Consider the following 12523-nt stretch of genomic DNA (forward strand, 5'->3'; position numbering starts at 1 on the left):
ATATTAATTAACACGTGGCTGGTTCATTGCAGTAAGCATATTACCATACACCGAATTTAACGATGCCAGGTTTTTAGCTAAACGGCCCACTTCTTCCTTAAACTGTTTCGAATCATCTAACGACTCATTGAAGTTGTTCATGGTTAAAGACAGATTTTTATAAAAGTTGTTCATTGATTTTAAATGAGCACTTGAATCCTGCAGTTCCAATTCATAAACAGCATTTAATTCAGACAGGTTACGGCCCAATTTGGTTACCTGCTCATGATATGCCTTTGAATCAACATTGGAATTGGCTAATTCTGATAAATTGGCTGATGCTTTATCAAAAGCGTTGCTCAGCTTATCATAACTTGCAGATGCTGTTTTTACTTTATCGGTAAAAGCAATAGTAGCCTCACCGGCATCAGTTACTCTTGATATAGCGGCAACTTTATCACCAAAAGTTCTTAAACCATCGCCCAGGCTGCGTACCAGTTCCGGACCTATTTTAGCATCCTCCAGCATTTTATCCAAAGCCTGTGTATTTGATGAGTTACTAATTACTGGTCTGGTAGTGGCTTTTGGTAATTCGCCGCTAAAATCTTCGTTCAATTCCGGATAAACGCGGGTCCAGTCAACATCCTTATCTTCTCTTTGGAAACCTAATACAGCAAATAGTATTATTTCCATTCCCAGTCCAATTGTAATAAATAATGACGCCATTGGCCAGTGTTGTATTTTAAACAACAAGCCAAAAATCACTATAGTTGCTCCAAATGATACAAAGTTTCCTACCCCGAACGGTTTTTTCTTCCCTGCCATAATAATTCAGAAATAATTTGTGTAGATGTTTATTAATTAGTTTTGTTTATCGTTTGTCTTTAATATCACGGCCCAAATAATCAGTTACACAACGGAAACCAATGTATGATTTCGCGGTGTCCTGGTATTCATAGGTACGGGTCGCATTTTGAAGAAAATATCCGATATCTTTCCATGACCCGCCGCGCACAACCTTACGTTTCAGTACTTCCGGATCGGTTGATTTAGCTTCGTAATTAAATGTTGGTGCAAGATCATGCACAAATGATGAGGCTGATTCGTCAAAAGTTGATGATGTCCACTCAGCTACGTTACCGGCCATGTTATACAAGCCATAATCGTTAGGGAAATAGGAGCGCACATTTACGGTATAAGCTCCGCCATCATCTGTATAGTTACCACGGCCAGGTTTAAAGTTGGCCAGTAAACAGCCTTTGGCATTTTTAATATAAGGGCCGCCCCATGGATAATCGGTACCTATCCTGCCGCCACGTGCTGCATATTCAAATTGAGCTTCGGAAGGCAAACTGTATGGTAAACGGTGCGGTAAGCGGCGTGAATCTTTATAAGCATCGTTATAACGGGTACGCCATACGGTGTATGCTCTTGCCTGACGCCAGGTTACACCAACTACCGGGTAATTGCGGAAAGCCGGATGCGAAAAATAACCTTCAACCATAGGTTCATTGGCGGCGTATGAAAAATCGCTCAACCATACCAAGGTATCCGGATAAACAGCTACCGTATCGCGTAAAATGAAATCAGAACGTCTTTTAGTTTTATCGTTTTTATAATTGGCAGCATCACGCAGTACCATAATGGAATAGTTATACTTTAATATACGTACGTCTATTTCATTACGATCAAAAACGCGATCGTCGCCCTGGTAATACATGCCCTGTAATTTTGAAGCATTATTGGCCTGGCCTTTTTTATTACTCCAAACGGGGTTCTTTTTTACGTAATCCCAGTTAATGAATTTTTTGCCGTTATTATTATTGGCGTTAGCACCAGCACCTTTAGGTTGAATATAATACTTATTATCGTTAGCGTAATTGGTAATAGCTATGGAATCACGTACCCAGTAAACAAACTGCTTGTACTGGCTATTGGTGGTTTCGGTTTGATCCATGAAGAAAGGAGCTATGGTAACCTGCTTGGTTTGCGCTATCTGCGCAAAAGTTACGTCCTGATCGGTTTGTCCCATCAGAAAGGTTCCGCCAGGTATATAAACCATACCATAAGGTACCTCGGACCTGAATGAGCGTTGCGGGATACCGGTAACCTCCCCTCTATCGCCTCCTTTACTGCAACCGCTCAATAATCCGCCCGCCAAAACAACTATTAAAAAGTAGATATGCTTCATTTTTAAACAAATTCAGTTATATAAACTATAACATTATGAGCCCCCCGAATATATCAAAAATTTGCGCTAACAAACCCAAAAAACATTTTTTTAACCTAAAATAAAGTCAATAGATGTCCTTCGCGTTATTTTAACGACAAGTTATTACATCGTATAGAGGCAAAAAACCAATTACAATAATGTGAATTAGTTGGCATTAATACGCTAACTTTTCACAAAAAGTTGCAACAGGGTTCAATAAATTTCTAAATTATTTATTTGTTTACCAGTTTAACATATTGCTCAATGGCCATTGTCATGGATGGGGCAGCTGGGGTTGGCGCCGGGATATCCAGGATCAGACCTGCTTCGAGCACTGCTTTGTGTGTTGTGGCACCAAAAGCTGCTATGCGGGTGTTATTTTGTTTAAAATCAGGAAAGTTCTTATATAAGGACTGAATGCTTGACGGACTAAAAAACGCGATCACATCATAAAACACATCGGCCAGATCAGAAAGATCGCTGCAAACGGTGCGGAACAATACAGCTGGTGTAAAATTGTAACCGTTCTCCAACAGGAAACGTTGTGTTTCTTCTGCCGCAACATCTGAACATGGATAAAGGAATTTTTCGGCCGAATGTTTCTTAAGCACCTCTGCCAGATCGGCAGCGGTTTGTTTGCCAAAAAATATCTTACGCTTACGGTATTGGATATATTTTTGCAGGTACAATGCTATAGTTTCTGACAGACAGAAATATTTCATTTCTACCGGAACTTCAAAGCGCATCTCTTCGCAAATGCGAAAGAAATGATCTGCTGAGTTACGGCTGGTAAAAATAACCGCGGTAAAATCGCTCAGGTTTATTTTTTCCTTTCTAAAATCTTTTGCAGGAACGCCTTCAACGTGAATGAAAGATCTGAAGTCAATTTTCAGGTTTAGCTTTTTAGCCAGTTCTGCATACGGATTCTTATCGTTTTCGGGTTTTGATAAAGTAACTAATATACTTTTAACCTTTTTCTTTCTGTCTTCCAAATCAATTCGTTTAAAACTACCTAAATTCTAATATTCAATGCCTTTATCAAAATTAAAACGGGGCAAATTTCGAGGGCACAAAGATACGTAAATAAATAAAACTTATGAAATCGAAAAGTAGAAATAATATTTACGCTGCTCCTGAGGTATTGCCATACAAATATAATCACCGTTATTATAAGTGTTATGGTAAGCAAAGCCGGTACATACCTACTCCCAAGCAAGCTAAAACAAACTACAACCGGTAAAAATATAAATGCTAAATTAAAGTAAGTAAGGTGCAATATATTCAGGTATTCGCTTACCAGGCGGTTCATATCAAAAACAAACCCCAAAAATTTAAGAGCTAGAAACTTCAAGGCAAACAAGCCAATAATGATCACTGTGAGCGATACATACAGCCTGCTCCCACTCACAATATAATAAACACTTTTATAGGCGGCAAGTTGGTACAAGAACAAACCACAGGTTAAACAAAACAATAAAAAGAGGCCCAAAAAGGCCCATGAGCTTACAAAACCTTCTTCTTTGCCAGCTTGTGAAAGTACACGCTTACTGTAAAACGATTGCAGCACATAAGCCACATCCTTATTTAAGGCGATATTAAGCGCGGCTGTATATAAAAGCAAGCCAACAATAATGATGATTATCCAGGGATCACGCAGCGGGCGGTTGTGCCCGTCCCTCACCAGGTCTTTTGATTTTAGAGGAATATCTAAAAACCCATAGCCCTTATATAAGGTATGAGCCAGTAAACTATCTGCAAACTCTCTTGTGGTTGCTGAGTCGGGCGCGTGTATGTAACGCATGGCGATGGAATCGGCCACAAAAATCTTGCGGGCATGCATAGCTGCAGCTACAGAGTCAAGCAGCGAGGTACCAGGCTGGTGAATGCTTACTGATCGTTTATGTGTATTACCAGCAATTACCGAGTCCTGCTGCGCAAACACTGCCGAACAACTCAATAATAAAAGCAGGAAACACCAGGCAGTTAAACGCATTTTAAAGCAAAATATAAACCCCGTTAATTTTGCTGCAAATTTATTGTAATAATTGATTGTTTTATAAACGCATTACAATTAACCTGGTATTAGTTAAATAGAATTTTATTTAACGGGCACCCCGGTAGCAGCCCAAAATAAAAGATATCCGGCAGTGCCCTTTTTAACTTTAATATGTAGTAAAACCCGTCGAGGATCAGGGTAAATGTTCAAGGCATCAATATTATGGTGGTTGCGCTCCGCCATATTGTTTTTTTTATCCCACTTAGCCAGGTCATGTACCACATAACTTAAACTGGTGTCCCTGGCAATAATGTCATTATAATAATCAGGCAGCCAGAAATCTTTTACGGCTACTCCATCTTTATACGTTAATTCTATTTGTAATTGCGAGCCCCCTTCGGCGCTGGTCAGGCTCAGGTACATACCCATATATCTTTTAGGTGGCACATAAAATCCAAAACTACCTTCGCCCGAAACAAAATGGGCCTGGTAACCTGTGCCAGCGCTGTTTTTATAATGTAATGTAATTGACGGATGTTCCGGCGTAGCCTCTATCCCCGGATGATCTGGTAACGCGTGCGGATCTTTATCCTTATTAAACAGGGCCGCTGCCATTGTGAGATAGCCATCACCCTGTCCATCACCATCGATACCCTTGCTCCACGTTACCAATTTACCATGAGTAAGTGTAGTTACCGGCCGGGCATTTAAAAGTGTATCTATATTGATCTGGATTTCGCGGCCGGGCTGTTGACCGCATACCCGGAACACCATCAGGGTATAGAATATGATCAACAGTATTGTTTTAGGTTTCATTTGGTCGGGTATATGAGTACATAAATATACTTTAAAAATATCGACCTGATTATTTATAAAAACAACCGGGGTATTACGGCTTTTATATATTGTTAAAATAGATTACATTTAGATAAATAATTGACAATCAACTCTAATTTTAAGCCATGAGAAATTTTTTATTAGCGTGCTTCATCCTTGTTGGGATAACAACAGCAAGCAATGCCCAAAATCACCCGGGTACCAATAGTCCGGCCGAAAAAGCTAAAGAACTGCAAAAAGAACTTAAGCTCAATAATGTACAAACCACTAAGATTGAAAAAATATACGAGGGATCTTCCCAAAAATTTGATAAGATCAAGACAGATACACATGGCGATAATACCAAAATGTTGGCTGCTATAAAACCCCTTCGCACAGCTACCATAAGCAAAATAAAAGCCGTTTTAACTGCTAAACAAGCTATAAAGTATGATAAGCTGTTAAAAGAGTCAAAAAACGCCGGTGGTAGTGGCTGGGGCGATGGATGGAGTACGCCAAATTAATATTTAACCAATTTTACATAACAGAAAAGCCTCGTCAAATTGATGAGGCTTTTCTGTTATGATATAGTTGTTATTAGTTCCCCTGTGAAACTGATCTATTCTGGGCTTCCAATAAAAAGCCTGCATACATGTACATGTATGCAGGCATAACTATTATTATTAACGAGAGATTTAGCTGTTCCTGTCAAATAAGCTTCCGAATATTCTCAAAAAAATATTTTTCTTAGATAGCTCTATATACCCATCACCTGTTAGCGTGCTGGCTAAGGGTATGGTTTTATTTTTGATGGTTTTCAGACCATCCATCAGTTTCACTTTTGCTATATATTTATCATGTACCGGGATCCTGATAATTTCAGTTATCCTGCCTTCTAAAGGGCCAAATGTTGCTGCAGAGTATTCGGCCAGATTGATCATCACTTTCTGATTAGGCAAAACTTCGCCTACCCTTTCCGCCTTTATATATAACCGTACCTCATAGTTCCCCAATGTAGGATTGATGATAATGGTGTTTTTACGAGGGTTATCTTCGGCGCCTTTAAGTACAATGGCCTTACCCAGCACTGGGCTGGTCATTACCGAAGTAATTTTACCCGACGAATTGGTTTCAATTAGCAAGGTATCCATGGGTTTAACCATCTGACCATCTTTTATATCCGTTTTATATAACTCAGCTCCATCTTTTAGCCAGCTAACCCTAAAAGGTTGGTTCTTGGCGTCAATAACCACGGTTGACGGAAGTATCGATGGGAAACTTATTATTGTTGAGCATAAAATAATTATGCCAAAAACAAATAAAAACATCATGATGCCCCATCTTATTAACCAGGGAGGTACATTACCTATAATTTCCTCAACCTCGTAACTGTGTTCTACAAAATCTAATCTATCTGGCATAATCAAAAAATTTAAGCAGCATCCAATTCTAATTGATTCTTAACAAGCTCGTAATACTTGCCCTTTTTTTGTACTAATTCCAAATGGTTACCCACCTCAATGATAGTTCCGTTTTCCATCACCACAATCTGATCGGCATTTTTTACGGTGCTTAACCTGTGAGCAATAACCAATACGGTTCGCCCCTTAAAAAAGTCATGCAGGTTTTGCATAATAACCGTTTCGTTATTGGCATCAAGCGCACTGGTAGCCTCGTCAAAAAACAGGTATTTAGGTTGTTTATAAACGGCCCTTGCAATAAAAATACGTTGCTTTTGGCCACCGCTCATCCCGGTACCGGTATTACCAATTTTGGTTGTAAGCCCTAACGGAAGTTTTTTGATATAATCCTGAATATTGGCAACTTTGATGGCATGTTGTAAAATTTCTTCATTAGGAGTATCCTCATTGGCCGCGATATTGCGCGATATGGTATCCGAAAAAATATAACCTTCCTGCATCACGGTTCCACAGATTTTCCTCCAGTCCCTCGCAGACAGGTCCAGTATATCCGATTCGTTTATTGTGATCTGGCCTTCTGTAGGTGGATAAAACTTCAGTAGCAGTTTCAGCAGTGTACTTTTTCCGCTCCCGCTTGAGCCCACTATCGCGGTCACTTTACCTTCAGGAATAAACAGGTCGATATTTTTAAGAACTTTTACAGACTGTGAGCCACCATACTGGAAAGAAACATTATCCAGGTGTATCCCTCTTTTGGTATTATAAGTTTTGCCGTTGATAACCTGACTGTTGATCACATTATCGGTACTTTCGCTCATTTCAAATAGCTCTTTGTTTACTTTTCCGGCCTTTGTCGACAGATCGATCTCCTCATTACTTTGATCATGTATCTCGCTTAACCGCTCCAAACTTATTTTAGCATCCTGAACACTTCGCACAAAACCAATGATCTGGTTCAAGGGGTTATTCATTTGCCCTACTACATAAGATATACTGAGCATCACCCCAAGTGAAATGCTGTTATTGATAACCAAAAAGGCAGCGGTAGATGATATCAGGATATTTTTAAGCTGAGTAACAAATGACGAGCCTATCTCCTGGTATTGCTCCAAAGCCAAACTCTGGATATTTACTTTAAATAACCTGGCCTGTATGCGTTCCCATTCCCATCTTCTGGTTCTTTCGCAATTGTTCAGCTTAATCTCCTGCATACTGGTAACCAACTCATATATGGTATTCTGATTCTCGCGCATCCGCTGGAAACGTACATAGTCAAGGTCTTTACGCTTTTTCAGAAAGAGGAGTACCCAGGCAATAGAAATAGCGCTACCAATACCAAAAATAGCCAGGATCTTGACGTTGTACGAACCTAGTACGATCGAAAATATCAATATGTTGATGATAGAAAAGAGCGTACTTAAGGTTGATCCTGTTAAAAAGGTTTCGATGCGGTGGTGGTCATTGATCCTTTGCGTAATGTCCCCAACATTTTTCGACTCAAAATAACTGATAGGCAGTTTCATAAGCTTAACCAGAAAATTGGAAATAATGGTTACGCTTACCCGGGTATTAATATGAAGCAACATCCAGTTTCTGATCATATCAACCGTCATCCCGCCTACAAACAGGAAGAGCTGGGAGAAAAGAACCAGGTAAATGAAATCTATATTATGTCGTTGTATCCCAAAGTCGACCATACTTTGCGTCAGGAACGGGAAGATGAGGGCGATAAGACTGCTCAACAGCATCCCGATGATAACCTGAACAACATACTTTTTATATGGTGCTATATATTTAAACAGGAATTTAAAGCCGCTTGATTTTGTTGTCTGATTTTCTTCCTGATTATAAAATTCAATGGTTGGTTCCAGGATCAACGCTACCCCTTTTTTGTCGCCGGTGTTTAACCAGAATTTTGAAAAGGTGGCCTGGTCAATAGATATCAAATTATGTCCCGGATCAGCAATCAAAAACTTCAATTTGCTTTTTTTGGACAATAAGCCTCCTTTAACCAGTTGAATATCATACAAAACAACAAAGTGTTCCTGATTCCAGTGCAGGATAGAAGGTAGCGGTACATCCTCAACCAGTTGGTTAAGCGTAACCTTAACACCCAATGTTTTTATACCGATTTTTTCAGCAGCTTCGCTCAAACCAAGCAAATTCACCCCCTGGCGGGTGATAAATGAGTTGGCCCTTAAAAAGTCTAATGAATAATCTTTCCCATAATATGATGCGATCATCTTTAAACAAGTGGGGCCGCAATCCATGTGGTCTAACTGCTTGTGAAATTTAAATTTCTTTTTCATCATTATTATTTAATAGCTTATCATTGAATGTATCTCGTTAAAAACATGATCATAGGAAAGCAGGTTCTTTTTTGCTTTACTTAAAACCTTTTGCGGCAAACTGTCCATTAGTGTATTATGTATATGGCATATTAATTTGAGCGAATCATGGCAGTAAACCGACCTATTGTTAAACCCGTTTACCGCGCTATACCGGTTTGGTAAAAAACCGCCTCCGCAAATACTAACAACCCTACAGTTACTACACGGAAAGGGCAATTCCTGGTGACTGTTGTAATGCAAATTCAGTTGGTTATTCTGTAACGCGTTATCCAGGTCCATTTCCAAAATATTCATATCTTCTTTGGTCATGCCATGTCCGCATACTTTTAACGCGCCCGAAACCTCAATACTCCCATCAGTTTCAATGATCAAAAAGTCGAGCTTTTCACCTCCAAAGTATTGCGAGCTTTGCTTTAAACCTATACACAAACCCAGTATTTGCTCAAATATTGGGATTGAAGGTTTGGGCTTATCATCAAAATACCAGCGGTCAAAAATCCTGATCAGCCAGTCGGCATATACGGTTTTACTTTTAACCCAACCCGGCGGCGGAACATCCCAGGAAGCATAAGGTAAAAGCAAATTAAAGCTCCTGATATTTAGCCCTTTTATTTGCTGATATAGCTTATCCGGATCTGCCAGGGTATTAATAACTGTCAGTATTCCCAGGTTTAGCCTTCCCTGGTAACTATTAACCAGGTTAATGGCCTCAATAACTTTTTGATATGATCCCTTGCCCGCATGATCAACACGCTTGCTGTCATGAATTTCCTCGTAACCATCTAAACTGATGCCTATGGTTATGGCTTCTTTCAAGAAAAATTCGCACCACTCTTTGGTCAAAAGCACCCCATTGGTTTGAACAGCAAAATGGAGATGTGTTTGAGGCTTAATGATCTCCCTGGCTTTGTTAATAAAGCCCGAGAAAAACTCCATGCTTTGCAGCAGGGGCTCACCACCATGAAAAACAAAATGAAAGCCCCTGATATTATGTTTTTCGCAGTGGCCGGATACCTTTTGCAAAATAGCGTTAACCACCTTTGCCGACATGTATTTTGGCTGATCCTGATAAGTTAAATCGCCCAGGTTATAAACGTAGCAATAGGTGCAATTCAGATTACATCTGCTTGCTACTTTTAAAACGAGCGTATTCAAATTCATTAGCTTAGGGATCAGTAACCATGTTCAAGTTTAATTTTAAACCATCGGCCTATTTGTCTATATGTACCTCAATAAAGCCCGGAAGACCGCCTGTATCCATTGTTTCAATAAATCCGCCGGAAATGGTATCACCACCTTCCAGCTCAATTCCTTTGAGTTTTAGCTGCTCAATTGCCGATGACTTTAGGTCTTTCTCAGCATCAGCTGATTTTTTGTCTTTCTTTTTCATTTTGAATAATAGTTATTGTCCTGATCAAAAATTACCGAACTCTTAGTCCATATGTTTTTTTTCTCCGGATCATGATAAAGCGGTTTATACTCTTTATCGCCCCCGTTTATAGTGGTTAAAGCCTCATTATCCAAAATAAATTGATCATCCTGGGCAGCCAGCGTTTGTTTAAAATGATTTAAGTCCTTTTTCATAGCGTCCTTAATTTTTTAACCAATCTTTTTATGTTTAACTGTAATTAATTACTGTATTGTTTATGTAATTATAGCGAAGAATGTAATTAAGACCTTCATTTTTTCGACCAACTGATGGCTTTGGATGACTAATTGACATAATCCTTCCGCTTATGAAAATGAGCAGGTTACCTGGTTTTCATTACCAAAGGAACTATGGATAAAAGCCTATAAATATGGAGGCGTTATATAACGGTATGGCCAAGTGTTAAGGCCGGCGCAGAGCAGTACCAGGGAAAACTTTTTAAAGCTTTATTTTTAACACTTTTCAGCCTAAAAAACGAGTAAAACAGGTCAAAAACTGCTTAAAATTCATTCAAAACCAACGATTTTAACACTTTTTAACAAATTTTAACATAGTTTTCGAAGGCTTAAAAAGCATTAAATTATTGACTATCAATATACTACATACCCAACAGCCTGTCTTGGGGCTATTTACCCCTTTAACCAAACAGCCCGGACCTCTTATGAAAAAGCCCGGGCTATACATTTATATGAATATACAAAAAATCGGACATAAATTAAAATTTAAATCCCAAAGAGTATTAACCGCGCTCCACAAAAGTCAACATCCTCTCTCCGGTTCCAAAACCATCAAATCCACGATAATTGATCATTAGTCCAAAGGATGGCGCATTTAGTCGAAAAAGCTTTGCTTTGGCTGCTAGCCCGATTAGTTTTATCATAAACAAAAAAATTATAGCCATGTCAAAAAAAAAAGGATCGTACAGCTTCAGGCTGAATCTTGACGAATTAACTCCGGAAGAGTTATTTGAAAAAATGAAAAAACTACAGAATGAGGCGCTTAAAGAAGCCGGAGAATCTATTTCGGGCGGAGCAGGCGCTTCAGTAAGCGTTATTCCAGGGAACCTCTTTAGCAGATCGGTTAATTAGTGCCTTCTTTGCTAAAAAAAATGGCGCGTTCTGCACATAATAGACCGGGCCATTTTCCGGCAGCTATTAATTTAGGAATACACATAGGCATAAAACACTATTAGTCATCAGGTTACTTTGATTGGTCGAAAAAATTTCGCTTTAAAACACCACCCGGCTAGCTTTATCATAAACAAACTAAATTTTAAAGCCATGTCAGAAAAAAAAGGATCTTACAGCTTTAGGCTGAATCTTGACGAATTAACTCCGGAGCAGTTATTCGACAAACTGAAAAAATTACAAAATGACGCGCTGATAGATGCCGGTGAATCTATTGCCGGTGGTGCCGACAAACAAAGTTCAGTAAGCGTAGTTCATGGTTCTGTAAGCGGTACTTTCAGCAGGGCTGCCAATCAATAACATCCTGCTGTCAGAAAAAAGACCGGTCTGTTATGAACAGACCGGTCTTTTTCATGAAGCATACCTGCGTTGATCAGGAATAAATACAGTTATAAAGCATTATTGGTCTCTAGGTCGCTTTGATTGGTCGAAAAAGTTTCGCTTCCAATCGTAACCCGGTTAGTTTTATTATAAACAAAAAAAAATTAAAGCCATGTCAGAAAACAAAGATCCTAACAACTTCCGCTTAAACCTGGACAAGTTACCTCCAGAAGAACTATTCGCTAAGCTAAAAAAATTACAAAATGACGCACTTAAAGAAGCGGGGGAATCCATTGTTGGTGGTATCTCATCCGACTTATCAAGCGTTATTCACGGTTCGGGAGCCTGTTCTTTTACCAGAGCACTAGGTTTATAACATCCTGATACCTAAAAACGGTCGACTTATTCATAACAGGTCGGCCGTTTTTTGTAGGAGCCCCCTGGTGTTAATTATGAATATGTACTGATATAAAATGTTATTGGTCTTTAGGTCGCTTTAATTGGTCGAAAAAATTCGCCTTCAAATTATATGGATTTTAGCTTTACTATAAATTAAAACTTTAAAGCCATGTCAGAAAACAAAGAAACCAAAGGAACTTACAGCTACAGGCTGAACCTTGATGAGTTAACTCCGGAAGAGTTATTCAACAAACTAAAAAAATTGCAGAACGACGCATTACTGGAAGCCGGCGAATCAATTTCTGGTGGTGCTGCCACTGATGCCAGAGCCAGTGTTATTCACGGCTCTGTAGGCGGTACTTTCAGCAGGGCTGCTGCATAGTAATTGTAGTTTTTTTACCAGAGCAAAACC

The 12523-nt window shown here is 39.2% G+C and carries 15 protein-coding genes; 5 read left to right on the forward strand and 10 right to left on the reverse strand.

From position 1 onward, the window contains the following. Positions 1-3 precede the first annotated feature (3 nt). From gldL to BLR84_RS22815, 5 genes are all read right to left on the reverse strand, one after another. Positions 4-804: a type IX secretion system motor protein PorL/GldL gene (gene gldL, locus BLR84_RS22795; protein ID WP_090472563.1), complete on the reverse strand. Its 801-nt coding sequence runs from the start codon at positions 802-804 to the stop codon at positions 4-6. A gap of 46 nt (positions 805-850) precedes the next feature. Then, positions 851-2170, reverse strand: a complete 1320-nt coding sequence (locus BLR84_RS22800) for a T9SS ring complex lipoprotein PorK/GldK (protein ID WP_090472564.1) — start codon at positions 2168-2170, stop codon at positions 851-853. Between the two features lie 254 nt (positions 2171-2424). Then, entirely contained in the window at positions 2425-3189 is a 765-nt protein-coding gene (locus BLR84_RS22805) for a uroporphyrinogen-III synthase (RefSeq protein ID WP_076376218.1), read from the reverse strand. Positions 3190-3203: 14 nt separating this feature from the next. Next, positions 3204-4184: a DUF4271 domain-containing protein gene (locus tag BLR84_RS22810; RefSeq protein ID WP_090472565.1), complete on the reverse strand. Its 981-nt coding sequence runs from the start codon at positions 4182-4184 to the stop codon at positions 3204-3206. Between the two features lie 105 nt (positions 4185-4289). After that, positions 4290-5003, reverse strand: coding sequence for a hypothetical protein (locus BLR84_RS22815; RefSeq protein WP_090472566.1), 714 nt, complete (start codon positions 5001-5003; stop codon positions 4290-4292). A gap of 146 nt (positions 5004-5149) precedes the next feature. Between BLR84_RS22815 and BLR84_RS22820 the strand changes: the two genes are divergently transcribed. Then, on the forward strand, positions 5150-5527 hold the full coding sequence (locus BLR84_RS22820) for a hypothetical protein (protein WP_090472567.1): 378 nt from the start codon (positions 5150-5152) through the stop codon (positions 5525-5527). A 171-nt stretch (positions 5528-5698) separates the two neighbouring features. On the opposite strand, the gene BLR84_RS22825 is transcribed toward BLR84_RS22820, so the two are convergent. From BLR84_RS22825 to BLR84_RS22845, 5 genes are read right to left on the reverse strand one after another with little or no spacing between them, the layout of a single operon-like run. Further along, positions 5699-6424 carry a hypothetical protein gene (locus BLR84_RS22825; RefSeq protein ID WP_090472568.1) on the reverse strand — a complete coding sequence of 242 codons (726 nt, stop codon included), beginning with the start codon at positions 6422-6424 and terminating at the stop codon, positions 5699-5701. An 11-nt stretch (positions 6425-6435) separates the two neighbouring features. Then, positions 6436-8736, reverse strand: coding sequence for a peptidase domain-containing ABC transporter (locus BLR84_RS22830; protein WP_369829197.1), 2301 nt, complete (start codon positions 8734-8736; stop codon positions 6436-6438). Between the two features lie 6 nt (positions 8737-8742). After that, on the reverse strand, positions 8743-9936 hold the full coding sequence (locus tag BLR84_RS22835) for a radical SAM protein (protein WP_090472569.1): 1194 nt from the start codon (positions 9934-9936) through the stop codon (positions 8743-8745). Between the two features lie 49 nt (positions 9937-9985). Continuing rightward, positions 9986-10165 (reverse strand): hypothetical protein, encoded by a 180-nt coding sequence (locus BLR84_RS22840; protein WP_090472570.1) that lies wholly within the window; start codon positions 10163-10165, stop codon positions 9986-9988. Further along, a complete protein-coding gene (locus BLR84_RS22845) occupies positions 10162-10359 on the reverse strand; it encodes a hypothetical protein (RefSeq protein ID WP_090472571.1) in 198 nt (65 codons plus the stop codon). The genes BLR84_RS22840 and BLR84_RS22845 overlap by 4 nt, the downstream gene beginning before the upstream one ends. A 744-nt stretch (positions 10360-11103) precedes the next feature. On the opposite strand from BLR84_RS22845, the gene BLR84_RS22850 reads away from it, so the two are divergent. From BLR84_RS22850 to BLR84_RS22865, 4 genes are all read left to right on the forward strand, one after another. After that, positions 11104-11292: a hypothetical protein gene (locus tag BLR84_RS22850; RefSeq protein ID WP_090472572.1), complete on the forward strand. Its 189-nt coding sequence runs from the start codon at positions 11104-11106 to the stop codon at positions 11290-11292. Positions 11293-11484: 192 nt separating this feature from the next. Then, positions 11485-11691, forward strand: a complete 207-nt coding sequence (locus BLR84_RS22855; protein ID WP_090472573.1) for a hypothetical protein — start codon at positions 11485-11487, stop codon at positions 11689-11691. 193 nt (positions 11692-11884) lie between these two features. Next, positions 11885-12088, forward strand: coding sequence for a hypothetical protein (locus BLR84_RS22860; protein ID WP_090472574.1), 204 nt, complete (start codon positions 11885-11887; stop codon positions 12086-12088). A 192-nt stretch (positions 12089-12280) separates the two neighbouring features. Then, positions 12281-12493 carry a hypothetical protein gene (locus tag BLR84_RS22865; protein ID WP_090472575.1) on the forward strand — a complete coding sequence of 71 codons (213 nt, stop codon included), beginning with the start codon at positions 12281-12283 and terminating at the stop codon, positions 12491-12493. Positions 12494-12523: the final 30 nt, after the last annotated feature.

It is taken from the genome of Mucilaginibacter sp. OK268, assembly GCF_900103125.1.
In the GTDB taxonomy this organism is placed as follows: domain Bacteria; phylum Bacteroidota; class Bacteroidia; order Sphingobacteriales; family Sphingobacteriaceae; genus Mucilaginibacter.